This window comes from Lentzea sp. JNUCC 0626 (assembly GCF_043632865.1).
Lineage (GTDB): Bacteria > Actinomycetota > Actinomycetes > Mycobacteriales > Pseudonocardiaceae > Lentzea.
Genome location: NZ_CP171635.1, coordinates 1,780,031 through 1,806,210 on the forward strand (window position 1 = coordinate 1,780,031; position 26,180 = coordinate 1,806,210).

Sequence of the window (26,180 nt, forward strand, 5' to 3'; positions counted from 1 at the left end):
GTCAGCCGGCGGTCGTGAACCTGCGGACCTTCGCCAGGACGTCCGCACTGTGCAGGCGGAGGGCCTGCGCCAGCGCGAACTCGGCGGCGTACGCGCGGAACGCGTCCGGTGGCTCCTCGCCCAGGTCGATCATGCGGCGGTTCACCGCGACGGCGGGGGAGGCGAGGTTCTCCGCCGCGCGGGTGGCGGCCGCGCCGACCTGGTCGGCCGGCACCACCTCGTCGCACAGCAGGGCGGCCTCCGGTTCGGTCGCCGCGATCCGGCGGCCGCTCAGGATCACCTGCCGGGTGAGCCTGCCGCCGAACAGCGCCGCCAGCCGCAGGTTCGCCATGCCCGGCACGATGCCCTCCTGGGCGGCGGGCAGGCTGAAGTACGCGTCCTGGGCGGCCACCACGTGGTCCGTCGCGAGCAGGATCTGCATGCCACCGCCGATGGCGAACGTGTCGACGGCCGCGACCCACGGCTTGGTCTCGTCCACCAGCGGCCAGCGCTGCGGGGAGTCCAGCAGCAGGCCGCGCCGCAGCTTGCTCAGCAGGCCGAACTCCCGGCCCAGCAGGAAGCCGACGAACGAGATGCGGCCCGCGTGCAGGTGCTTGAGGTTGATGCCCGCGCTGAACACCCGCCGGCCGGCGTAGCGCGGGTGGGTCATCTCGGCGCCGCGCAGCACGCCCGCCTGCACGTCCGGGCTGAGCAGGGCCAGGTCGACCGCGGTCTCCAGGTCCTCGTTCAGCTCGTTCGTCTCGGCGTTCAGGCAGTCGAGGTTGCTGATCGTCACCTCGGCCACCGCGCCCGACCGCCGCAGCCGCACGGTGCCGAGGTCCAGTTCCTCCCGCGCGGTGAAGATGTCCAGCAGGTCCAGGGCCCGCCGCGTGGGCGTGCGCATCGCGTCCAGCAGGTGCGGCCCGCACACCGGATCGGCCAGCACCCGGCGGAAGAAGACGCCGTGGTCGACGGCGAGACCCTCCTTCTCCGCCTGGGGCAGGCGTTCCTCGGCGGCGAGGCGGCCCGCGTCGGGGAGCAGGCCGGGGACGAGCCGGGCGGCCCGCTCGGCCAGTTCGCCGAGCCGCAGGTGCTGGGTGCGGTGCGCGGTGACGAGGTCGTAGACCTCGCGCCCGTGGTCGAGCATGAACCTGTCGCGCAGTTTCCACATCGCCCGCGACGCCGTGTCCGCGTTCTGGTGCTCGGCGTCGTCACGCACCGGTTTCGGTGGCAGCGCGGCGATCGTCGCGTCACAGGCGTCGGCCTGCTCGGCGAGGTGGGCCGCGGCGGAGGCGAAGCTGGTCGGAGGCACTCGTACCGCCTTGTCTGGTGGTGGGCTCACCGGTAGCGGAGCAGGGCCGTCTCGATGGTCGAGCCGGGGCCCATCGTCATCAGCACCGCGTGGTCGCCGGGGCGCACGACGCCCTCCGCGACCAGCCGCTGGTAGGAGAACAGGAACGAGCCGCTCGACAGGTTGCCGTGGTCGCGCAGCACGCCGGTGGTGTGCCGGACGTCGTGGCGGGTCAGGCCGAGGTTGATCTGGACCGCGTCCACGACCTTCTTGCCGCCGGAGTGCACGACCCAGTGCGCGATGTCCGACCGCCGCAGTCCGGTGCCCGCGAGCAGCCTGCCCACCACGTGCTCCGCGTTCGCCCCGACGACGTACGGGATGTCGCGGTCGAGGAAGAAGCTGAACCTGCCGTGGTCCTCGTCCCAGTCGTAGCGCATCGCGTCGATGGCGTCGGGGATGATCCGGCTCTCGGTCTTGAGCACCTCCGGGCCGGTGCGCGTGCCGTGGTCGCCCGTCGTGAGCGCGGCGGCGGCCGCACCGTCGCCGAAGAGCGAGTTGACCACCGAGGACCGCATCGTGCCGTCGAACACGTAGGCGGCCGAACAGACCTCGACGCACACCGTCAGGGCGAGCGAACCGGGGTGCGTCGCCGCCCACCCCGCGGTCGCCGACATCCCGTTGAGCCCGGCGTTGCAGCCCATGCCGACGACGTCGAGCCGCGCGGTGTGCTGCGCCAGCCCGAGTTCGCGGATGAGGTGCGCGCTGAAGCCGGGGGTGAGGAAGCCGGTCGAGGTGACGCAGCACAGGTAGTCGATGTCGGCGAGGCCGGCGTTCGCGTTCTCCAGGCACCGCAGGACGGCCTGCGCGCCCAGCTCCACGCCGCGGCGGCGGTGCTTGGCGAGCAGTTCGCCCTGCGACTCGAAGACCGGCTTGCCGTCGGCGCCGAGCGGGGGGAGCACGAGGTTGCGGCGTTCGATCGCGCTGTTGCGGAACACCGACCGGACGCGCGGATCGGAGATGCCGAAGCGGTCGAGGACCTCCTCCTGCGTGTACGACGTCTCCGGCACCGCGGTGCCGGACCCGACGATCCGCGGCCGGAGCGGGGTGCGGAGGTCCTCGGCAGGTGCCGGCCGTTCGGTCACGCGTGGCAGCACGGCTTGGCTCATCGGCTCTCTCCTGCCAGGAGGGGACTCTTGTTCGCAGGCTAACGCCGCACCGGCTCGCCGGGACCGCCTCGGACGGTGTTCAGGGGTGCCCGCGTTAGGGGGAGCGGCTAGGGGTTGACCCCTGCTCGCCGAGCCGGTGATCGTAATCCGCGAATCACTTGTGCCGCAGCGAGTTCCAGCAGATGACGAGGTGTCCGACCGTGACCGCGAGCACCACCGATCCCGCCACCGCTCTGCAGGCCGACCTGGTCGCCGCCGCCCTGGGCGGTGGCGCGGTGCGGGTCGTGCACACCGGTACCGTCCGGGTGAGCTACTCGTGCTCGCTGCCCGAGCGGGACGAGCCGATCGTCGACGAGATCGAGTTCGGCATCACCGCTCCGCTGGTGGTGCGCAAGGGCTCGTACGTCGACCTGTGGCTGACGCTGAGGACGTTGCACGGCACCAAGTTCGAGCGTCCGGCCAACGACATCAACGGCGAGATGGGAGTGGCGATCGGCGGGGCCTCCACCGCGGAACCGACCGCTTTCGGCCTCACCAACGTCGAACCCGCCCGGATCGGGCACGGCGTGCTGCTCAGCGGCGGCCACACCCGGTTCCTCGCCGAGGAACCCGGACTGCTCACCTTCGCGCCGGGACACCGCGTGGTCGTCGTGAACGGCGGCGCCTCGGGCCCGCGCACGATCTGCGAACTGGTGGGACAGCCCGTGCTCGCCACCCAGACGCTGGTCGTCTGACGGTGGCCGCGCCGGCACTGGACTTCACGGCGCTCGCGGCCGAGTTGCGCGGCGAGGTCGTGCTGCCCGCAGACCCCGGCTACGACCGCGCCGTGCAGCTGCAGATCGCCGAGTACGACGCGGTCGCTCCCGCGTGCGTCGCGTACTGCGCCGACGAGCACGACGTCGCGGCGGGCCTGCGGTTCGCACGCGAGCGCGGCGTTCCGATGCGGCTGCGCAGCGGCGGCCACAGCTTCGCCGGCTGGTCCACCACACCGGGACTCGTGCTCGATCTGTCCGAAATGGACCACATCGGCCCAGTGGGCACCACCGTCCACTTGGGACCTGGAGTGCAGTCCGTCGACGCCATGGGCGCGTTGTGGCCACAGGGCTTGGTCGTGCCCAACGGCATGTGCCCGACCGTGGCGATGGGCGGGTTCATCACGGGCGGAGGTCACGGGCCGCAGAGCCGGCAGCACGGCCTCGCCTGCGACAACCTCGTCTCGGCACGGGTGGTGCTCGCGGACGGGACGGTCGTGCGGTGTTCGGAGGCCGCCGACCCCGACCTGTTCTGGGCGTTGCGCGGTGGTGGCGGCGGGAACTTCGGCGCGGTGGTCGACTACGAGATCGTGCCGCGGGCGATCCCGAGCGCCGTGCTGTTCAACCTGGTCTGGACGGCCGAGGCGGCGGTGGACGTGCTGTGCGCCTGGCAGGACTGGGTGGCGCGGGCTCCGGACGAGCTGTCGACGTCGGTGAGCCTGGTGCTGCCCGACGGCGCGGAGGGCGTGCCGGTCACCGTCGTGCTGGTCGGGACGTTCACCGGTCCGGTGCGCGAGGCCGAGGCGCTGCTGGCGGACCTGGTGGCGCGCTGCGGCAGCGCACCTGTGCACCGCCTCGTGCTCGACCAGACCTACCTCGACACGATGCTGTGGTTCTACGGCGGTGGCCAGGCCCGGCCCGCACACGAGTGCCACCGGGAAGGTTTCCGGGGCGGAGTGCTGCCACGTCAGCAGTTCCAGCGTGAACGCAACCAGGTGTTCGACCGCCCGTTGCCGGAGCCGGTCGTCGCGGAACTGGTGCGGGAGTTCGACGCCGGCCGGGAACCCGGCCAGACGCGGTTCGTGAACCTGACCGCGCTCGGCGGCCAGATCAACCGCGTGGCCCGCGGTGCCACGGCCTACCCCCACCGTGACGCACACCTCCTCGCGGGCCACGTGGTCCTGCTGCCCGAGGCCGCTCCGCCGCCGGCGCGCGAACTGCGGGCGGCCGCGTTCGCCGGCGCCGGGTTCTCGCTGCTGCACCCCCACGCGGCCGGGTCGTACGTGAACTTCCCCGATCCGGCCCTGACCGACTGGCGGCGGGCCTACTGGGGCGACAACCACGCGCGGCTCGCCGAGGTGAAGCGGCACTACGACCCCGACCGCCTGTTCCAGCTGCCCCAGGGCGTGTGAAGGAGTACCGGATGACCGCGGTGAACGTGCTGGTCGTCGGCGCCGGTCCGGCCGGCCTGACGGTGGCGTGCGAGCTGGCACTGGCCGGGGTCGTGCCCACCGTGATCGACCTGCTGCCCGAGCCCAACCGGCACTCGAAGGCGCTGGGTCTGCAGCCGAGGACGGTGGAGCTGCTGGACTCGCGCGGCCTGCTCGGCGCGGTGCTCGCGGACGCCGTGGCGAAGATCCCGGACGGCCACTTCGCGGGCCTGCCGGTGCCGCTGACCTACGACAGGTGGGACAGCCACCACGCCTACCACCTGATCTACCCGCAGAACCTGCTCGAATCGGTGCTGGAGGCCGAGCTGACCCGGCTAGGTGGCCGCGTGCTGCGCGCCCACGAACTCGTCGGGCTCACCCAGGACGAGGACGCGGTGGCCGCCGTCGTGAAGGCACCGGACGGCGAGGTCCGCTACACCGCGCGGTACGTCGTCGGGTGTGACGGGCACGCCAGTGCGGTGCGCGCGCTCGGCGGGTTCGCGTTCCCCGGCACCTCGACCGACTTCTCCGGCGTGGTGGCGGACGTGGTGCTGGAGAGCGCGCCGCCGGAGGTGCTGACCAGGCCGAAGCGCACCGCCGACCTGCTGGGCGAGGACCGCGAGGACCGGCGTGACGTGTCCTACCCGCTGGTGCCGCTGCCGAACGGGCGTTACCGCGTCGTGTGGGCCGAGTACGGCCGCCGCGCGGACGCCGAGGTGACCGAACGCGAGGTGCGCGACGCCGTGGCCCAGCGCTACGGCGACGAGGTCCGCATCCGCGAGGTCGACTGGGCGTCGCGGCTCTCCGACGCCGCCCACCAGGCCACCGACTACCGCCTCGGCCGGGTGTTCGTGGTCGCCGACGCCGCGCACGTGCACATCCCGGCCGGCGGGCAGGGCCTGAGCGTCGGGGTCCAGGACGCGATGAACCTCGGCTGGAAGCTCGGCCTCGTGGCCTCGGGCCGGGCACCCGCGGACCTGCTCGACAGCTACCACGCCGAACGCCACCCCGTCGGGGCCAGGGTGCTGGAGAACACCCGCGTCCAGGCGATGCTGACCAACCCGGCCGCCGCGCACGACCCGTTGCGGCGCACCTTCGTGGACCTGTTGCGGCTCAAGGAGGTCAACGACAGGTTCGCGGGCATGCTCTCCGGCCTCGACGTGCGCTACGACGTGCCCGGCCCGGTCCGGCACGAGGTGCTCGGCGCGCGGATGCCCGACCTGCCGCTCGGCACCGGGCGGTTGTTCGAACTGCTCCGCGGCGGCCGGGGAGTGCTCGTGGGCGACGGCCGATGGGCGGACGTGGCGCGGGGCTGGGCCGGCCGCGTCGAGACGGCCGGCGGCGACCTGTCGCGCTGGGACCTGCAGGCCGTGCTGGTGCGGCCGGACGGGCACGTCTGCTGGATCGCACCGGACGCCGGCGCCGAGCACGCCGGCCACCTCACCAAGGCGTTGCGGACCTGGTTCGGGCCGTCCGCCTGAACCGGGGGAGACCCACGTGGAGATCGAGGAGTTCTTCGCGCGGTACGCCCGCGCGCTGACGTCGGGCGACGCGGACGAGGTCGCCTCCTGCTACGGCTGCCCGTCGATGGTGCTCGCGGATGGTGCCGTGTTCGCCTCGCGGGAGCGGCACGAGGTCAGGTCCGCGTTCGCCGGCGCCGGTGACGCCTTCCGCGCCAGGGAGATCGTGCGCGCCGTGCCCGCGTTCGAGACCGTCTCACCGATCACCGGACGGCTCGCCGACGTCGAGGTCCGCTGGACGTACCTCGACGCCGCCGGTGCCGTGCGCGGCGTCGAACGCATCCGCTACCTGCTGCGCGCCGAGGACGGATGCCTGGCGATCCACGTCGTGATCTCCGTCGAGCCGCCGACGACCCCGGACGGACGGAGCCTGGTCTGACCAGGCCCCGTCCCTCCGCTCAGCCCTTCAGCCACCTGTCCACCGCGGCCGCGGTGCTCGCCGCGTGCTCCTCCAGCACGGAGAAGTGGTCGCCCGGGACGTCCGCCTCGTCGTGCGGCGGCTCCCACCGCGACCGCCAGTCCGCAGGGACCTCCGCGGCGAACGGTTCGGTCGCACGGAGGTGCAGCGTCGGCACCGAGGTGGCTTCGGGCGCCCAGCCGGCGAACGCCTCGAAGTACCGTCCCATCGCGATGAGCCGGGTCTCGTCGTGCAACGCCCCGCCGGTCTCCCTGGCCGCGACGGCCTGGTTGAGCGCCCGTTCGATCCAGGGGTGCTCGCGGGTCAGCGCGGGCGGGTAGACGTCGATGACCACCACGGCCCGCACCGGGTCGCCGCCGGCCTCCAGCGCGGCGGCGAGCGAGTGGGCGAGCAGCCCGGAGGCGGACCGTCCGATCAGGACGACCTCGCCGCCGCCGGTGACCGCGCGCACCGCCGCCCGCTGCGCCGCGACGAGGGCGGCGAGGTCGGCCGGAATCGCCTGTCCCGGACCGAAACCCGGTTCGGGCAGCGCCCACACGTCGCGGTCGAGCGCGTGGGCGAACCGGGCGAACTCGTGCGGCCCGGCGACCGGGTTGAACGACGGCAGGCACACCAGCGGCGGGCCACCGCCGCGGGCGAGCCGGGTCGCGGGCACCGGTGCGGGCGGGGCCGCGGCGGTGAAGGACGGGCGCAGCCGGGCCGCGGCCCGCAGCAGGTCACCGCCTTCCGCGCCACGTCCCCTGGCGCACGCCTCCCAGTACAGCGCGCCCATCCCGGAGGCCGCGGCGGGCTGTGCAGAGGCGAGGTGCCGGGCGAGCGCGGCCGCCGTCGGGTGGTCGAACACCGCGGTGGCGGAGAGCCGCACCGACGTCGCCCGCTCCAGCCGGGTGCGGATCTCCAGCGCCGTCATCGAGTCGATGCCGAGGTCGGAGAACGCCGCGTCCGGGTCCAGCGCGTCCGCCGCGTGCCCGAGCACGACGGCGACCGTGCGGCGCACCAGTTCGGGCAGGGGCAGGTCGTCGAGGTCCGGTTCGGGGACTGCGGTGGCGGGCACCGAGTACCCGCCGTCGAGCCAGTAGCGGGTGTGGTGGAAGCCGTAGCCGGGCGCGGACGATCCCGAGCCGGGCAGCAGACCGGACCACCGCACGTCGGCGCCGTCCGCCCAGAGCGCGGTCAGCGCGCCGGCCAGGCCTTCGACGTCGTCGCGGTCGCGCCGCAGCACGGGGCAGACCACGTCGTCGGCCGGCACGAGGTCGCGCACGAGCGGGGTGAGCACCGCGTCCGGGCCGAGCTCGACGAACCGCACGACCCCCAGTTCCTTGAGCCGGGAGACGCCGTCGGAGAACCGCACCGCCTGCCGGGCCTGCTCGACCCAGTACCGCGGCGTGGTGATCTCGTCGCCCGCGAGAGCGCCGGTCACGTTCGACACCAGCGGCGACCGGGGCTCGCGGAAGGTCACCCCGGCCGCGATCGCGGCGAACTCGCCGAGCAGGCCGTCGAGTTGGGGTGAGTGGAACGCGCGGTCGACGCGCAGTCGCCTGGTCCGCGCGAACCTCGCCGCCACGGCGGTCACCGCGGCCTCGGGCCCGGACACCACCGTGGCCAGCGGGCCGTTGACCGCGGCGATGGCCACGTCCTCGGGCAGCACGTCCCGCACCTCCGCTTCGGAGGCGGTGATGGCGACCATCGCACCGTCGGCGGGCAGGCGTGCCATCAGCCTTCCGCGCGCCGTCACCAGTTTCGCCGCGTCGGCGAGGTCCAGCACGCCGGCGACGTGCGCGGCCGACAGTTCGCCGACCGAGTGGCCGAGCAGGAACGCGGGCCGCACGCCGTGCTCGGAGGAGAGGAACGCGGCCAGCGCGACCTGGAGCGCGAACAGGGCGGGCTGCACCAGGTCCGTCCTGGAGAGCTGGTCCGCACTCGGGTGCAGCACCAGGTCCCGCGCACTCACGTCGAGGTGCCGGTCCAATGCCGAGCACACCTCGTCGAGCGCCTTGGCGAAGGCGGGGAACCGGTCGTGCAGCTGCGCCGCCGCGGCCCGTTGCGAACCCTGGCCGGTGAACAGGAACGCGGTCGCGCCGTCCCGTGCGACCGACGGTGCCGCGGCCGCGATGGCCTCCGCGACGTCCTTGCCGGGTGCCGCGACGACGGCGAGCCGGTGCGGGAACCGGGCGCGGCCGGTGGCGAGCACGTGGGCCGTTCCCGCCGCGGATGCCTCGGCGAGGTGGGCGCGCAGCCGCCGTGCCTGGTCGCGCAACGCCGGGAGCGTGCGGGCCGAGAGCAGCAGGGGGACGGGCAGATCGGACTCCGCGGGGTCGGGGAGGTCGAGTCCCTGTTCGAGCACGACGTGGGCGTTCGTGCCGCTGATGCCGAAGGACGACACCGCCGCGCGGCGGGGCCGCCCGGTCTCCGGCCAGGGGATCGCCGCGGTGGCGAGCCGCACGGTGCCGGCGCTCCAGTCCACTTCGGACGTCGGCTCGCCGGCGTGCAGGGTGGGCGGGACGACGCCGTGCCGCAACGCCTCCACGATCTTGATCACGCCGGCCACGCCCGCGGCGGCCTGGGTGTGCCCGATGTTGGACTTGACCGAGCCCAGCAGCAGCGGCCGCTCGCGGTCGCCGCCGTAGGTCGCGATCACCGCCTGCGCCTCGATCGGGTCACCGAGCCGCGTGCCGGTGCCGTGCGCCTCGACGACGTCCACATCGGACGGTCGCAGCCCGGCGTTGTGCAGCGCCTGGCGGATCACCCGTTGCTGCGCGGGTCCGTTGGGCGCGCTCAGCCCGTTGGAGGCGCCGTCCTGGTTGACCGCGCTGCCCCGGAGCACGGCGAGCACGCGGTGGTTGTTCTCGCGGGCGGCGGAGAGCCGTTCGAGGAGCAGGACCCCGATGCCCTCCGCGGGCCCCATGCCGTCGGCGCCGGCGGAGAACGCCTTGCAGCGCCCGTCGGCGGCGAGGCCGCGCTGCTTGCCGAACTCCTGGAACACCGAGGGCGTCGCCATGACCGTGACACCGCCGGCGAGCGCGAGGGTGGACTCGCCGGAGCGCAGGGACTGCGCGGCCAGATGCAGGGCCACCAGCGACGACGAGCACGCCGTGTCGACCGTGAGCGCCGGTCCTTCCAGACCCAGGCAGTAGGCGACCCGGCCGGACAGCACGCTGCCCGCGTTGCCGGTGCCCAGATAGCCCTGCACCTCGGGCGGCAGGTCGCGGGCGAGCCGCGGGTAGTCCTGGTTGCTGATGCCCGCGAACACACCGGTGCGGGTGCCGCGCAACGACGTGGGGTCGATGCCGGCGTCCTCGATCGCGTGCCAGGCCGTTTCCAGCAGCAGCCGCTGCTGGGGGTCCATGGCGAGCGCCTCGCGCGGCGAGATGCCGAAGAACTCCGCGTCGAACCCCGCCACGTCCTCGAGGAATCCGCCTTCGCGGGCGTAGCTGGAGCCGAGGTCGCCGTCGTGCAACGCGTCGAGGTCCCAGCCGCGGTCGCCGGGGAACTCGGCGACCGCGTCCCCGCCGCCGAGCACGAGACGCCACAACCCGTCCGGGGAGTCGACGCCGCCGGGGTACCGGCAGGCCATGCCCACCACCGCGACGGGTTCGTCCACCGGTGCCGTCACCGCGGCGTCCGCGACCGTTGCCGCACCGCCGAGCAGTTCCGCGACCAGGTGCGCCGCGAGGGCGTCCGGGCGGGGGTGGTCGAACACGAGCGTCGCGGGCAGTCGCAGCCCGGTCGCCTCGTGCAGCCGGTTGCGCAGCTCGACCGCGGTGAGCGAGTCGAACCCCAGTTCGCGGAACGGGTGCGCGCTGTCGATCAGGTGGTCGTCCTGGTGACCGAGCACCGCCCGCGCGAGCCCGAGGACCAGTCGCAGCACCGTTTCGCGCCGCTCGGCGTCGGTCTGCCCGCGCAGCCGCGTCACCAGTTCCGAGACGTCCTCGGCGGACGTGGCGCTGCGCAGCCGGGAGGTGCGGCGGGCCGGCACGAGGTCGCGCAGCAGAGGGTGCGTGGCACCGGAGCGCAACGCGATCGGGCTGGCCACGAGATGCGCGTGACCCGTCGCGCCCACGGCGTCGTGCAGGCCGAGCGCCTGCGCGGGCGTCATCGGCAGGAACCCGCCGCGGCGCACCCGGTGCCTGCTCTGGTCGCCGAGCTTCGCGGCCATGCCCGTGCCGGTGTCCCACAGCCCCCACGCCACCGACGTGACGGCCGCGCCGCCCGCCCTGCGGTGCTGGGCGAACGCGTCGAGGAAGGTGTTCGCGGCGGCGTACGCGGCCTGCCCGGCGCCACCGAACGTGGCGGAGGCGCTGGAGTACAGCACCAGTTCCGCGTCGCCCGCGAGTTCCTCCAGCACCAGGGTTCCGGCGACCTTGGGGCCGAGCACGCGGGTGAGCTGGTCCGCCGTCGTGGACGGCAGCGTGGCGTCGTCGAGCACGGCCGCGGTGTGCAGCACCGTTTGCACGGTCACGCCCGCGGGCAGTGCCGCGAGCGCCTCGGCCACCTGGTCGCGGTCGGTGACGTCGCACGCGCGGGCGAGCACCTCCCGTCCAGGTGCGGCGAGCCGGTTCGCGAGCGCGGTGGGCGCGGTGCGGCTGATCAGCAGCAGGTGCCGGATCCCGTGCCGGGTCACCAGGTGCTCGGCGACGTGTTCGGCGATGCCGCCGTTCGCGCCGGTCAGCACGACCGCGCGTGCGGGGTCGAGGGCGACCGGTTCCGGTACGGGCACGCGGACGAGCCGGGGTGCGAGGAACCTGTTGCCGCGCACCGCGAGTTGCGGTTCGTCGTGACGCAGCGCACGAGCCGCGAGCGCGTCCACGTCGGGTGCGGGGTCTGCCGGGTCGAGGTCCAGCAGCACGATCCGCCCGGTGTGCTCGGCCTGTGCCGTCCTCGTCATGCCCCACAACGGCGCGTGCACGAGATCCACGCGTTCGGCACCGATGGCGACCGCTCCGGTCGTGACGACGACGAGCGGTGCCTCGTCGTCCTCCGCCATCCACTCCCGCAACCGCCGCGCGTGCCGTTGGGCGGCCAGGACGACGGCGTCCGCGAGATCGCCGGACTCAGCGGCCGGGAACAGCCACACGACCGGAACCGGTTGCGCGGCCTCGGTTTCGGGTTCGGCTGCTCGCCAGTCGACGCGGAACAGGCCGTCGGCGGGGCGTCCGGCCGCGGGCACCTCCCGCAGGCTCAGCTCGTCGATCGAGGCGACCGGAGCCCCGGCCGTGTCGAACACCGTCAGCGCGAGCGCCTTCTCGCCCTTCGGCAGCAGCCGCACGCGCAGCACGGCCGCGTCCCTCGCGTGCAGGGTGGCGCCGGTGAACGCGAACGGCATCACCGGCGTGCCGGAGGCGAAGAGCGCCAACGGATGCAGGGCCGCGTCGAGCAGCGCGGGGTGCAGGCCGAACTTCCCGCCACCACCGGGCAGCACCACCTCGGCCCAGGTCTCGTCCCCTCGCCGCCAGACGGCACGCACCGCGCGGAACGCGGGCCCGTACTCCAGTCCGGCGGCCGCCATCGTGTCGTAGATCCCGTCCACCGGAACGGCTCGGGCGTCGCGCGGCGGCCACTCGCCCAGCGGCACCACGGCCGGAGCGTCGGCGTCCAGCGTCGCGGTGGCGTGGTGCGCCCACTCGCCGTCAGGTCCCTGCGTGTGCACGAGAACCTGGTCGCCGACGGTCACGCGCAGCCGTGCGGGTTCGTCCGGCACCGGCACGGGGGAGTGCAGTGCGAGCTCGCGGATCGAGCCGGCGCCGGACTCGTCGGCGACGTGCCAGACCAGGTCCAGCAGCGCCGAGCCGGGCAGCAACGCCTGCCCGGCCGCCACGTGCTCGGCGAGCCACGGCTGCGCGGCCCGGTCGATCAGTCCGGTGTAGACGGTGCTGCCGTCGGTCAGGTCGACCCTCGCGGTGAGCAGCGGGTGCTCCGACGGTTCCTGCCCGGCCCGTGCGGGCGAGTGACCGCCGCCGTTCGTCGCCAGCCAGTGGGAGGTGTGCTGGAACGGGTAGCCCGGCAGGCGCGCCGGCGTCCCCTCTCTGGTGGGGAACCGCACGGGGAGGCCGTGGGTGTGTGCGTGGGCGAGGTTGTGGTGCAGCCGCTGAGGTTGGTCGCGGTGCAGAGACGCCGTGGTGATGGCGTCCGGCAACGTGGTGTGGATGGGTGCGGTGAGGGTGGGGTGTGGGCTGGTCTCGATGTAGTGGGTGTGGTGGTGTTGGTGGAGGGTGGTGAGGGTTTGGTGGAGGTGGACGGGGTTGCGGAGTTGGTCGTACCAGTAGGTGGAGGTGAGAGTGGTGGTGTCGAGCGGTTCGGTGTGGATGCCGTGGGTGGAGTAGAACGGCACCGTCCCGGCCGTCGGTGTGATCGGCAGCGCCACAAGAATGTCGTGGAGTGGGTCGATGTGCGGGGTGTGGGAGGCGTAGTCGACGGGGATGAGCCGACAGCGGATGTTGTGGGCGTTGCAGTGTTCAAGCAGTTGGTGCACCGCTTCGACATCGCCCGCGACGATGGTGATGGTGGGCGAGTTGTGGGCGGCGATGTGCACGCCGGGCGGCAGCAGCGAGACTAGTTCGTGGGCGGGCAGGTCGATCGATGCCATGGTTCCGCTGCCGGCCAACGACTTCAGGGCGAGGGACCGTTGCGCGGAGAGCAGGGTGGCGTCGTGCAGCGACAGCGCGCCGGCGATGTGGGCTGCGGCGATCTCACCTTGGGAGTGGCCGATCACGGCGTCCGGCTGGATGCCGCGGTCCTGCCAGAGCCGGGCCAGCGCGATCATCATGGTGAACAGGGCGGGCTGGATCCGCTCGACCCGATCCAAGGGTCCCGCGTTGCCGCGCAACAGGTCCACCATCGAATAGTCCAGATGCGCACGGAACTCAGCGTCACATTCCTCAACCACAGAAGCAAAGACGGGTTCGGTCGCGAATAGATGCGCGCCCATGCCGTCCCACTGAGAGCCCTGGCCGGGAAACACGAACACCGTGCCACCACGATCAGCGGGCACGGTCCCGGTCACCACATCGGCGTGCGGACGACCCGACGCCAACGCCGACAGCCCGTCGGCCAACCCCGCACGGTCTGACGCCACGACCACCGCGCGGTGCCGCAACAACGCACGTGACCGCACCAGCCCGTCCGCGATCACCGGCACCGGCTCGTCCACCGTCACCAGCCGACCAGCCAGCTCCCGCAACGCCGGCTCCGACGCCGCCGACAACGGCACGAGCGTCACGGCGCCGGACTCCGCCACCGGCTCGGCGGGCAGGTCCGGCGCCTGCTCCAGCACCACGTGGGCGTTCGTCCCGCTGATGCCGAACGACGAGACCGCCGCGCGGCGAGGGTTCCCGGTCTCCGGCCAGGGTGATGCCTCGGTCGCGAGCCGTACGGTGCCGGCGCTCCAGTCCACTTCGGACGTCGGCTCGCCGGCGTGCAGGGTGGGAGGAACAACGCCGTGCCGCAACGCCTCCACGGTCTTGATCACGCCGGCGACCCCGGCGGCGGCCTGCGTGTGACCGATGTTCGACTTCACCGAACCCAGCCACAACGGCCGGTCCCGCTCACCGCCGTAAGCGGCGATCAGGGCGTCGGCCTCGATCGGGTCGCCGAGGCGCGTGCCGGTCCCGTGCGCCTCGACGAGGTCGACTTCGGCCGGGGTGAGCCCGGCGTTGCGCAGCGCCGCGCGGATGACTCGTTGCTGCGAGGGGCCGTTCGGCGCGCTCAGGCCGTTCGAGGCGCCGTCCTGGTTGACCGCGCTGCCGCGGATGACGGCGAGGATACGGCGATTGTTGAGTCGGGCGCTGGAGAGCTTCTCCAGCAACAGCAGGCCGGTGCCCTCCGCGGGTCCCATGCCGTCGGCGTGCGCGGAGAAGGCCTTGGAACGACCGTCGGCGGCGAGTCCGCGCTGTTTGCTGAACTCCTGGAACACCGACGGCGTCGCCATCACGGTGACGCCCCCGGCCAGCGCGAGCGTGGACTCGCCGGTGCGCAGCGACTGGGCCGCCAGGTGCACCGCCACCAGCGACGACGAACACGCCGTGTCCACCGTCAGCGCGGGCCCTTCCAGGCCGAGCGAGTAGGCCACCCGGCCGGACACGACGCTGGCCACGTTGCCGGTGATCACGTGACCGGCGGTGTCCCCGGACGACATCGCGAGCGACGCGTAGTCCTGGCCGGTGACCCCGGCGAACACCCCGGTCAGGCTGCCGCGCAACGACGCCGGGTCGATGCCGGCGTCCTCGACGGCGTGCCACGCGGTCTCCAGCAGCAGCCGCTGCTGGGGGTCCATCGCCACGGCCTCGCGCGGTGAGATGCCGAAGAACTCCGCGTCGAACCCCGCCACGTCGTCGAGGAACCCGCCGCCGTGCGCGTAGGTGCTGCCGGGCCGGTCCGGGTCGTCGTCCCGCAGCGCGGCGAGGTCCCAGCCGCGATCGGCGGGGAACCCGGAGATCGCGTCACCGCCGTCGAGCACCAGCCTCCACAGCCCGGCCCCCGACGTCACCGCGCCGGGGTAGCGGCAGCCGACGCCGATGATCGCGATCGGTTCGGTGAAGCGGTTCTCGGCCTCGCGCAGGCGGTTCCGCACGTCCCTGGTCTCGGCGATGGCCTTCTTCAGGTACTCCCGCAGTTGCCGTTCGTCGGCCACGTCAGCTCCTCAGCTCCGGCCCGTCGACGAGCCGGAACAGGTCCTCGTCGCTCGCGTCGTCCAGGTCGTCCGCGGCGGGGGCGCCCGCCAGTTCCTCCACCCGGGCGCGCAACGCCCGCAACCGCTCCTCGACCCGTTCGTCGGCCGCCGTCGCGGCGTTGAGCGAGGCCATCAGGCGTTCGATGCCCGCCAGCACCGGCGCGACGGGGTCGGCGGGCGGCGGCGCGATCCGCTCGAGCAGGAACGCTCCCAGTGCCTCCGCGCTCGGGTGGTCGAACGCGGCGGTCGCGGGCAGCCTGACCCCGCTCGCCGCGGCCAGGCGGTTGCGCAGCTCCACCGCGCTCAGCGAGTCGAACCCCAGCTCGCGGAACGCCCTGGCGGGCGGCACCGCCGCAGCCGACGAGTGACCGAGCACCGATGCGGCCTGCTCGCGCACCAGCGACACGAGCAGCGCGACGCGGCCCGGTTCGTCCAGCCCGGCGAGCCGGTCGGCGAGGCTGTTGCCCTGCACAGCAGCGGCGGCGGTGCGCAGCTTCGGCCGCACCAGCTCGCGCAACAGCGGCGCGACCGGTCCGTCGTCGTGCGCCGCGACGTCGACCCGTGCGGCGACCACGGCCGGTTCGGGCGACGCCAGCGCGGCGTCGAACAGCGCCAGCGCCTCCGCAGTGGACAGTGCGGTCAGACCGCCCCGTGCCATCCGGGCGAGATCGGTCTCCGTCAGCCGTGCGGTGGTCGTGCTCCGCTCCTCCCACAGCCCCCACGCCACCGAGGTCGCGGGCAGTCCCGACGACCTGCGGTGGTGGGCGAGCGCGTCGAGGTAGGCGTTGGCCGCGGCGTAGTTGCCCTGGCCCGCGCCTCCGAAGACACCGGCCGCCGAGGAGAACAGCACGAACGCGGACAGGTCCAGGTGACGCGTCAGCTCATGCAGGTGCCACGCACCGTGGGCCTTCGCCGCGAACGCCCGCGTGACCTGCTCTCCGGTCAGTTCCTGCACGACGCCGTCGTCGACCACGGCGGCCGCGTGCACGACCGCGGTGAGCGGGTGCTCGGCCGGGATCGCGTCGAGCACCGCACGCACCTGCTCGCGGTCGGAGACGTCGCACGCCACCGCGTCGACGTGCGCGTCCAGTTCGGGCGCGGTGCCGCTGCGACTGAGCATCAGCAGCCGGGTGACGCCGTGCTCGGCGACCAGGTGCCGGGCGACGAGCGCGCCGAGGGTGCCGCTCGCCCCGGTGACGAGGACGGTGCCGGCCGGGTCGAGCGGCGCGGGCATGGTGAGCACGACCTTGCCGACGTGCCGGGCCTGGCTCACGTACCGCAACGCCTCCGGGGCCTTCCGCACGTCCCACGCGGTGATCGGCGGTGCTTCGAGGGCGCCCCGCTCGAACAGCGCGACGAGTTCGCGCAGCATCTCCGCGATGCGGCCGGGACCAGCCGCGACCATCAGGTCGTAGGGCTCGTACCGGATTCCGGCGGGGACGTCGTCGCGCAGGTCGAGTCGCCCCATCTCGAGGAACGTGCCGCCCGGCGCGGTGAGCCGCAGCGAGGCGTCCACGAAGTCGCCGGTGAGCGAGTTGAGCAGGACGTCCACCGCCGGGAACCGCTCGGCGAACGCCAGGTCGCGGGAGGACGCCACGTGGTCGCCCGGCAACCCGAGCGCCGCCTGCTTGGCCGGTGACGCGGTCGCGTACACCTCCGCGCCCAGGTGGGCCGCCAGCTGACGGGCCGCGGTGCCGACACCGCCGGCGGCCGCGTGGATCAGGACCGACTGGCCCGCGCGCAGGCCCGCGAGGTCGACCAGGCCGTAGTACGCGGTCAGGTACGCCACGGGGACCGCGGCGGCGGTGGCGAAGTCCCAGCCGGCGGGCATCGCGGCGAGCAGTCGCGCGTCGGTCACCGCCGTGGTCGCGATGGCCTGCTCGAACACCCCGAACACCCGGTCGCCGGGCCGGAACGCGGTGACGTCCGCGCCGACCTCGGTGACGACGCCGCTCGCCTCGCTGCCGATCGTGCCCTCGGGGTCCGGGTAGAGGCCGAGGACGATGAGCGTGTCGCGGAAGTTCACGCCCGCCGCCCGCACGGCCACCCTGACCTCGCCGGGCCGCAGCGGCACGCGTTCGTGCCCGGCCGGCCGCACGTCCTCGAACGTGCCGTCGTCCGGTGTGACCAGCCGCCAGTCGCCTGCGGGCCACGGCGTGGGCTCGACCCTGCGCAGCCGTGGCGCGAGCAGCAGGCCGTCCCGTGCGGCGAGGTGCGGTTCGGATGGTGCGGACGGCACGTCGCCGCCGGTCTCCGCGACCGTGAACCGGTCGGGGTGTTCGGCCTGGGCCGAGCGCAGCAGTCCCTGGACCGCCGCCGCGACCGGATGGGACAGGTCGCGGCAGGTGACGACCAGGCGCGGCCCGTCGATGGCGAGAGCGGCGCGGACGGCCGCGAGCGTCTCGTGCACGGCGGCCTCGGCGTCGCCCGCCGAGAGACCGCCGAACTCCGGCAGTGCGATGACCTCGGCGGGTTCGGCGTCCGGCCCGGCGGGCTCGACCGGTGTCCACCGGACCGCCAGCAGCGGGCTCACCGGCGTGGTCAGCCGTTCGGGAACGGGCCGCAGCCGCAGCGACCCGATGGCGGCCACCGGCTCGCCCGTGCCGTCCGCGACCGCGACGGCGATCCCGCCGTCCTCGGCCGGGGCCAGGCGGACCCGCAGGTCGGTCGCGCCGACGGCGTGCAGTTCCGCCGAGGTCCACGAGAACGGCAGGCTCGTCGTGCCGCGCAGCTCCGGTGGCACCAGCTCACCCAGTGCCATGGCGTGCAGGGAGGCGTCGAGCAGTGCGGGGTGCAGTCCGAACCCGTCGGTCTGCTCGTCGTCCAGCCGTACGTCGGCGAACACCTCGTCGCCCCGGCGCCAGGCCGCCCGCACGCCCCGGAACACCGGACCGTAGGACACGCCCAGTTCGGCATAGCGGTCGTAGAGGTCGGCGACGGGCAGTTCGGTGGCTCCGGGCGGTGGCCACGCGCGCAGGTCCGCGGGGGCGGCGCTGGTCGACGGACCGGCGATCCCCTCGGCGTGCCGGGTCCAGGGCGCGTCGGCGGGGGCGTCGTCCGGGCGTGAGTGGAAGGTCAGTGCCCGCACGCCCGAGGCGTCGGGCTCTCCTGCGGACACCTGCACGCGCACCGCCCGTCCGGCGGGCAGCACCAGCGGGGCCTCGATGGTCAGCTCGGTCACCGCGGGTGTGCCCGCGTGCCAGGCCAGGTCGAGGAACGCGGTGCCGGGCAGGATCGCGGTGCCGTGCACCGCGTGGTCGGCGAGCCACGGATGGGACTGCGCCGAGAGCCGTCCGCTGTAGACCACACCGCCGCCGGCCAGTGGAACGGCGGCGCCGAGCAGCGGGTGCTTCGCCGCCGCGAGGCCCACCGAGCCCAGGTCGCCGGCCCCGGCCCCGGACGCGGCCCAGTAGCGCTGCCGGTCGAACGGGTAGCGCGGCAGTTCGGCGACCGGCCCGGTGCCGAGCCAGGTGCTCCACGCCACGGGCAGGCCCGCCGCGTGCGCGTCGGCCAGCGCGCGGCCGAACCGGGTCCGGCCGCCCTCGTCGCGGCGCAGCGTCGCGAGCACCCCGGCGTCCTCCAGGGTCGTGCCCAGCGCGGTGCCGAGCACCGGGTGCGGGCTGACCTCCAGGAACACGGTGTGCCCCACCTCGGCCAGCGCCCTGGTCGCCTGCTCGAACCGCACCGGTTCGCGCAGGTTGCGGAACCAGTAGGCCTCGTCGAGCACCGAACCGTCCACGAAGGACCCGGTGACCGTGGAGCAGAACGGGGTCGTGCCCGTCCTGGGCGACAGGTCGGCGAGCTCGTCGGCCATCCGGTCGCGCAGGGAGTCCATCAACGGCGAGTGCCCGGCGGTCTGGATTCCGCTGATGCGCTTGGCGCGCACACCCTGGGCGGTCAGCACCGCCTCCAGTTCGGTGAGCGCCTCGGCCGTGCCGGACACGGTCACCGCCGCCGGGGCGTTGATCGCGGCCACCGACACCTGGTCGCGCCACGGTTCGAGCGCCTCGATCACCCGGTCCACGTGCAGAGCGACGCTGAGCATCGCGCCCCGGCCGGACAGTTCGGTCAGCGCCGCGCTGCGCCGGGCGATCACCCGCACGGCGTCGGCCAGTGGCAGGGCCCCCGCCACGTAGGCGGCGGCGACCTCGCCCTGGGAGTGACCCACCACGGCGTCCGGTTCGACGCCGTGGGAACGCCACAGTTCTGCCAGCGCGACCATCGTCGTGAACAGCACGGGCTGCACGACGTCGATGGACCGCAGCGGCAACCCGCGAGTGAGCGTCTCCGCGACCGACCAGTCGAAGTACCGCGAGAACTCCGCGTCGCAGGCCGCGACCACGGCGCGCACCTCGGGCGACTCGGCGATGAGCGCGGACATCATCTCGGGCCACTGCGTGCCCTGCCCGGGGAAGACGAACGCCACCTTGGGACGGCCGCTCGCCGTTCCCGTCACCACGTCCGGATGCGCGGTGCCCGCGGCGAGTGCGGCCAGTGCCTCGCGCAGTCCGTCGACGTCGCCGGCGAGCACGGCCGCGCGCACGGGCAGTCCGGCGCGGGTGGCACTGGCGCGGGCGATGTCCGCGACGGGTGCGTCGACCTCCCGCAGCGCGGCGGCGTGACGAGCCAGGGCCTCGGGGGTCTTCGCCGACAGCAGCACCAGGTGGGCGGTGTCGTCCGCGGGCGCCGGCCGGGGTTCCGGTGCCTGTTCCAGCACCACGTGGGCGTTGGTGCCGCTGATGCCGAACGACGAGACGGCCGCGCGCCGGACGCGTTCCCCGCGCGGCCACGAGGTGGCCTCGGTGGCCAGCCCGACCGAGCCGGACGACCAGTCCACGTGCGGACTGGGTTCTCCGGCGTGCAGGGTCTTCGGCACCATCTCGTGGTGCAGCGCGAGCACCATCTTGATCACACCGGCGACGCCGGCCGCGGCCTGCGTGTGGCCGATGTTGGACTTCACCGATCCGAGCAGGGCCGGTACGTCGTCGCGCTCGCCGTAGGTGGCGATCACGGCCTGGGCCTCGATGGGGTCGCCGAGCCGCGTGCCGGTGCCGTGGGCCTCCAGTGCGTCCACATCGGACGGTCGGAGCCGGGCGTCCGCGAGCGCGGCCTGGATGACCCGTTGCTGAGCCGGGCCGTTGGGCGCGCTGAGTCCGTTGGAGGCGCCGTCCTGGTTGACCGCGCTGCCGCGCACGACCGCGAGGATGCGGCGGCCGTTGCGCACCGCGTCGGACAACCGCTCCAGCACCACGACACCGGCGCCCTCCGCGAACCCGGTGCCGTCCGCGTCGGCGGAGAAGGCCTTGCACCGCCCGTCCGACGACAGCGCGCCCTGCCGGACGTAGTCCACGAACAGCCGCGGCGTCGACATCACCGTGACACCACCGGCGAGCGCGAGCGAGCAGTCGCCGTCGCGCAGCGACCGCACCGCGAGGTGCAGCGCGACGAGCGAGGACGAGCACGCGGTGTCCACCGTGAGCGTCGGTCCCTGCAGTCCGAACGAGTAGGCGACCCGGCCGGACACCACGCTGCCGGCGTTGCCGGTGCTGCGGAACCCGGCGATCTCCTCGGGCAGCTCGCCCGCGCCGTCCAGGTAGTCCTGGTACATCACGCCGGTGAAGACACCGGTCTGGCTGCCGCGCAACGAGGCCGGGTCGATGTGCGCGTGCTCGACCGCGTGCCACGTCGTCTCCAGCAGGAGCCGCTGCTGCGGGTCCATCGCCAGCGCCTCGCGCGGCGAGATGCCGAAGAACGCCGCGTCGAAGTCGGCCACGCCGTCCACGAACCCGCCCTGCCGCACGGCACCGGACAGCTCGGCGGCGTCCCACCCCCGGTCGTCCGGGAACGGGCCCATCGCGTCTCGTCCGTCGCGCAACAGCCGCCACAGGTCCTCCGGCCCGTGCACACCGCCGGGATAGCGGCACCCGATGCCGATGATCGCGACGGGTTCGCCTTCCACCCTCGTGGCGTCGTGCTCGCGGACGTCCTGCGGCGCGCCCAGCAGCTCCGCCGTCAGATGAGCGACGAGTGCCGCGGGCGTGGGGTGGTCGAACACCAGCGTCGCGGGCAGCCGCAGCCCCGTCGCCTCGGCGAGCCGGTTGCGCAGCGTCACGGCGGTGAGCGAGTCGAAACCCAGGTCGCGGAACGGCCGCGCGTCGTCCAGCGGGTGGCCGGCCTGGTGGCCGAGGGTGATGTTGACGTGCTCGTGCACGAGGCCTGCCAACCGGTCCTCGCTCAGCCGCGCCGGACCGTCGGCGGCGGCTTGCGGGCGCGCCCTGGTGACACCGCGCAGCAGTGGCGGCAGCGCGCCGCCGGCGTTCACCAGCAGGGGGAGCAGCACCGGCGTGGTGGCCGCACTCGCCGCGTCGAACAACGCCAGCCCGTCCTCGGTCGACAACGGCAGCAGGCCGCTCGCGCCGAGCCGGTCGCGGTCGGCGCCGGACAGGTGGGAGGTGGTGCCGGTGCTCTCCTCCCACAGCCCCCACGCGAGGGACACCGCGGGCAGTCCGGCCTCGTGGCGATGCCGGGCGAGCGCGTCGAGGAACGCGTTGGCCGCGGCGTAGTTCGCCTGGCCGGGCCCGCCGAACGTGCCGGAGGCGCTGGAGAACAGCACGAACTCCGAGGCACCGGTGACCAGCCGGTGCAGGTTCAGCGCGCCGAGTGCCTTGGGCCGCAGCACGGCGGCCAGTCGCTCCGCGGACAGCGCGGCGACCGTGGCGTCGTCCAGCACTCCTGCGGCATGCACCACGGACCCGATCGGCCCCGGCGCTTCGAGCAGGGCGGCGGCGAGTTGCCCGGCGTCGGCGACGTCGCACGCCAGCGCGACGGCCGTGGCCCCTTCCGCGGCCAGTTCGTCCGCGAGGGCCTGCGGGCGGGAACGGCTGAGCAGCAGCAGGTTCCGCACGCCTCGGGTGCGCACGAGGTGCAGTGCGATCCGCCTCGCCAGCACCCCGCCGGCACCGGTGATCAGCACGGTGTTCTCGGTGCGCGGGGTGATGTCGGGCAGTGGGATGCGGGCCAGCCGGAGCACGTGCACCTCGCCGGCGCGGACGGCGGCCTGGGGTTCGGACTCCTCGAGGCAGTGGTGCACCGCGGCCGCGACGCCGCTGCCGGCGGTCTCGTCGACCTCCGCCTCGACGAGGTGGAACAGGCCCGGGTGCTCGGCCTGGGCGCTGCGGGTCATGCCCCACACCGGGCCCTGCGGCGCGATGACGACGAGCGGCACCTCGTGGTCCAGCCAGGACTGCAGGGTGCGCAGGTGGTCGTCCAGGACGCCGACGTCCAGCGCGGGCGAGGTGTACCGCAGCAGCACGGCGTCAGGCGAGTCACCGGACGCCGTGAACTCCGCCAGGCCGCGCCACGACTTCGTGGTGATGCCGGACTTCTCCAGCGCGGCAGCGAGTTCCTCGTCGGCGATGACGTCGTAACGTCCCTGCGCGGGCCGGGCCGGGACCGGGATCCAGCGTGGTTCGTACAACGCGCCACGGCGCGTGCTCGTGGCCGCCGGGCGCAGCCGCAGGCCTTCGATCGTGGCGACCGGAACGCCCGCGGGGTCGGCCACGTCCACGGCCACCGCATCGCCTTCGGAGGTCAGCCGCACCCGCAGCGCGCTCGCACCCGCGGCGTGCAGCCGGGCACCGGTGAACGAGAACGGCACCAGCACCTCGTCGCCGGTCCGTCCCAGCGCCAGCGGGTGCAGGGCGGCGTCGAGCAGCGCGGGGTGCAGGCCGAACGTCGTGGTGCCGGCGGGCAGCACCACCTCCGCGTAGGTGTGCCGGCCGTCGCGCCACGCCGCGCGCACGCCCTGGAACACCGGGCCGTAGTCGAGCCCGCGTGCGGACAGCCGGTCGTAGAGGTCGTCCACCGGGATCGGCTCGGCGCGCGGAGGCCACTCGGTGAGGCTCACCCCGCCGGACGTGCCGGTGACGAGGGTGCCGGTCGCGTTGCACACCCAGTCCTCGCCGTCGGCCGCCGTGTGCACGGACACCGCACGGGACCCGTCGCCGGCGGGGGCCGCGACGACCACCCGGAGCCGGAGCCTGCCGGCGAGCACGACCGGGGAGTGCAGCGTCAGCTCGGCCTCGGACATCTCACCGCCGACCGTCCACAGCAGGTCCACGAGCGCGGTCCCCGGCAGGATCGCCACCCCGGCCACCGCGTGCTGGCCGAGCCACGGCAGCAGTGCCGGGTCGATAAGTCCGGTGTGGACGGACGAGCCGTCGGGAAGGTCCACTTCGGACCGCAGCAACGGGTGGTCCACCGGCCGCTGGCCGCCGTGCGTCTCCTGCGCGTGCTCCAGCCAGTGGGTGCTGTGCTGGAACGGGTACGTGGGCAGGTCCGGCGTGGCGTTGGTGGTCCGGTGCCGGAGGGGGAGGCCGTGGGTGTGGGCGTGGGCGAGGTTGTGGTGGAGCAGGTGGGGTTTGTCGCGGTGCAGGGAGGGTGTGGTCGTCGCGGTGGGAAGGGTGGTGTGGATGGGTGTGGTGAGGGTGGGGTGTGGGCTGGTTTCGATGTAGTGGGTGTGGTGGTGCTGGTGGAGGGTGGTGAGTGTTTGGTGGAGGTGGACGGGGTTGCGGAGTTGGTCGTACCAGTAGTCCGCGGTGAGGGTGGTGGTGTCGAGTGGTTCTGTGTGGGTGCCGTGGGTGGAGTAGAACGGCACGGTGCCGGTGGTTGGTGTGATCGGCAGTGCGACGAGGGTGTCGTGGAGTGGGTCGATGTGCGGGGTGTGGGAGGCGTAGTCGACGGGGATGAGCCGGTAGCGGATGTGGTTCGCGCGGCAGTGGTCGAGCAGGGTCCGCACCGCGCCGACGTCTCCCGCGACGATGGTGATGCTGGGGGAGTTGTGGGCGGCGATGTGCACGCCGGCCGGCAGCAACGGAACCAGTTGATCGGCGGGCAGGTCGATGGAGGCCATGGTGCCGGTGCCCGCCAACGACTTCAGGGCGAGGGAGCGTTGTGCGGAGAGCAGGGTGGCATCGCGCAGGGACAACGCGCCCGCGATGTGCGCCGCGGCGATCTCACCTTGGGAGTGGCCGATCACGGCGTCGGGTTGGATGCCGCGGTCCTGCCAGAGTCGGGCCAGTCCGATCATCATGGTGAACAGGGCGGGCTGGATCCGTTCGACCCGGTCGAGGGGGCCTGCGTTGCCGCGCACCAGGTCCACCATCGAGTAGTCGAGGTGTGTGCGGAACTCTGCGTCGCATTCCTCGACCGCAGAAGCAAAGACGGGTTCGGTCGCGTAGAGGTGGGCGCCCATGCCGTCCCACTGCGATCCCTGGCCCGGGAACACGAACACCGTGCCACCACGATCCGCGGGCACGGTCCCGGTCACGACGTCAGCATGTGGACGACCCGCGGCCAACGCCGACAGCCCGTCGGCCAACCCCGCGCGGTCCGACGCCACGACCACCGCGCGGTGCCGCAGCGAGGATCGTGACCGGGCCAGGCCGTCGGCGATCACCGACACCGGCTCGTCCACGGTCACCAGCCGGCCGGCGAGCTCGCGCAGCGCCGGTTCCGACGCCGCCGACAACGGCACCAGGACGACCTCACCCGACTCCGTCACCGGTTCGGCTGGCTGGTCCGGCGCCTGCTCCAGCACGACGTGGGCGTTCGTCCCGCTCATGCTGAACGCGGACACCCCGGCCCGGCGTGGCCTGCCCGTCTCTGGCCACGGCAGGGCGGACGTCAGCGGCACCACCGAGCCCGCCGACCAGTCGACGTGTGGCGTGACCTCGGTGGCGTGCAGCGTCGGCGGCAGGGTCGCGTGCCGCAGCGCGAGCACCGTCTTGATCACACCGGCGACGCCCGCGGCGGCCTGCGTGTGGCCGATGTTCGACTTCACCGAACCCAGTCGCAGCGGGTGATCCCGTTCGCCGCCGTACACCGCGATCAACGCCTGTGCCTCGATCGGATCACCCAGCCGCGTGCCCGTTCCGTGCGCCTCCACCAGGTCCACTTCGGACGGTGCCAGGCCCGCGGCCGTCAGCGCCTCGCGCAGGACCCGTTGCTGTGCCGGGCCGTTGGGCGCGGTGAGCCCGTTCGACGCGCCGTCCTGGTTGACCGCCGAACCGCGGACCACCGCGAGGATCCGGCGGCCGTGACGCCGTGCGTCGGACAGCCGTTCGAGCACCAGCACGCCGACGCCCTCTCCCCAGGCGGTGCCGTCCGCGTCCGCCGAGAACGGCTTGCAGCGGCCGTCCGGCGCCAGCCCTCGCTGCCGGCTGAAGCTGGTGAACGCCTTGGGAGTGGTCATGATCGTGACACCGCCCGCCAGCGCGAGCGTCGCCTCGCCGGCGCGCAGCGAGCGGGCGGCGAGGTGCAGCGACACCAGGGACGACGAGCACGCCGTGTCCACCGTCAGCGCGGGCCCCTCCAGGCCGAGGAAGTACGCGATCCGCCCGGACAACACGCTCGGCGCGGTGCCCGTCGCGAGGTGTCCCTCGATGCCGTCGGGCACCGCGAAGTCCGACGCCGCCGCGTAGTCCGTGCCGCTCATGCCCATGAACACGCCGACCTGCTTGCCGCGCAACGACACCGGGTCGACGCCGGCGTCCTCCAGCGCGTGCCAGGCCGTCTCCAGCGACAGCCGCTGCTGCGGGTCCATCGCGACCGCCTCGCGCGGCGAGACGCCGAAGAACTCCGCGTCGAACCCGGTGGCGTCCTCGACGAACCCGCCGCGGCGGACGTAGCTCGTGCCGGGGTGGTCCGGCTCGTCGTGGAAGAGCGCGCCGAGGTCCCAGCCGCGGTCGGTGGGGAACTCCCCGGTGGCGTCGTGCCCGCCGGCCACCAGCCGCCACAACTCCCGCGGGGAGGCGGCACGGGGGAAGCGGCAGCCCATGCCCACGACGGCGATGGGCTCGCCCGCGCGCTTCACCTCCTGCCTCAGCAGGTCGTTCTCCTTCAACGAGGCGCGCAGAGCGGTGACGATCTGTTCGGTGTTCACGGTCATGTCGGCCTCCG

Annotated in this window: 8 protein-coding genes; 4 read left to right on the plus strand and 4 right to left on the minus strand. The window is 73.8% G+C overall.

The window, feature by feature from the left end; genetic code table 11:
* Position 1 precedes the first annotated feature (1 nt).
* Both dpgC and dpgA read right to left on the minus strand, forming a co-directional pair.
* A complete protein-coding gene (dpgC, locus tag JNUCC0626_RS08005) occupies positions 2–1,291 on the minus strand; it encodes a (3,5-dihydroxyphenyl)acetyl-CoA 1,2-dioxygenase DpgC (RefSeq protein WP_394619030.1) in 1,290 nt (429 codons plus the stop codon).
* Between the two features lie 26 nt (positions 1,292–1,317).
* On the minus strand, positions 1,318–2,436 hold the full coding sequence (gene dpgA / locus JNUCC0626_RS08010; RefSeq protein WP_394619031.1) for a 3,5-dihydroxyphenylacetyl-CoA synthase DpgA: 1,119 nt from the start codon (positions 2,434–2,436) through the stop codon (positions 1,318–1,320).
* A 200-nt stretch (positions 2,437–2,636) separates the two neighbouring features.
* Between dpgA and JNUCC0626_RS08015 the strand changes: the two genes are divergently transcribed.
* The 4 genes from JNUCC0626_RS08015 to JNUCC0626_RS08030 are packed head-to-tail and all read left to right on the plus strand — an operon-like array spanning position 2,637 to position 6,517.
* Positions 2,637–3,170, plus strand: a complete 534-nt coding sequence (locus JNUCC0626_RS08015) for a hypothetical protein (protein ID WP_394619032.1) — start codon at positions 2,637–2,639, stop codon at positions 3,168–3,170.
* Between the two features lie 2 nt (positions 3,171–3,172).
* Positions 3,173–4,600, plus strand: a complete 1,428-nt coding sequence (locus tag JNUCC0626_RS08020) for an FAD-binding oxidoreductase (protein WP_394619033.1) — start codon at positions 3,173–3,175, stop codon at positions 4,598–4,600.
* 11 nt (positions 4,601–4,611) lie between these two features.
* A complete protein-coding gene (locus JNUCC0626_RS08025) occupies positions 4,612–6,099 on the plus strand; it encodes an FAD-dependent monooxygenase (RefSeq protein ID WP_394619034.1) in 1,488 nt (495 codons plus the stop codon).
* Positions 6,100–6,115: 16 nt separating this feature from the next.
* Positions 6,116–6,517 (plus strand): hypothetical protein, encoded by a 402-nt coding sequence (locus tag JNUCC0626_RS08030; RefSeq protein WP_394619035.1) that lies wholly within the window; start codon positions 6,116–6,118, stop codon positions 6,515–6,517.
* A 19-nt stretch (positions 6,518–6,536) separates the two neighbouring features.
* Here the strand turns inward: JNUCC0626_RS08030 and JNUCC0626_RS08035 are convergent, their stop codons facing one another.
* A complete protein-coding gene (locus JNUCC0626_RS08035; protein ID WP_430623490.1) occupies positions 6,537–15,182 on the minus strand; it encodes an SDR family NAD(P)-dependent oxidoreductase in 8,646 nt (2,881 codons plus the stop codon).
* A 1-nt stretch (position 15,183) separates the two neighbouring features.
* Complete coding sequence (locus JNUCC0626_RS08040) at positions 15,184–26,163, minus strand: SDR family NAD(P)-dependent oxidoreductase (RefSeq protein WP_394621992.1); 10,980 nt, start codon at positions 26,161–26,163, stop codon at positions 15,184–15,186.
* Positions 26,164–26,180: the final 17 nt, after the last annotated feature.

Excerpts from the sequence above, each read along its gene's own strand:
- JNUCC0626_RS08025 (WP_394619034.1), top strand. The coding sequence starts at position 4,612 with ATGACCGCGGTGAACGTGCTGGTCGTCGGCGCCGGTCCGGCCGGCCTG.
- dpgA (WP_394619031.1), bottom strand. The coding sequence starts at position 2,436 with ATGAGCCAAGCCGTGCTGCCACGCGTGACCGAACGGCCGGCACCTGCC.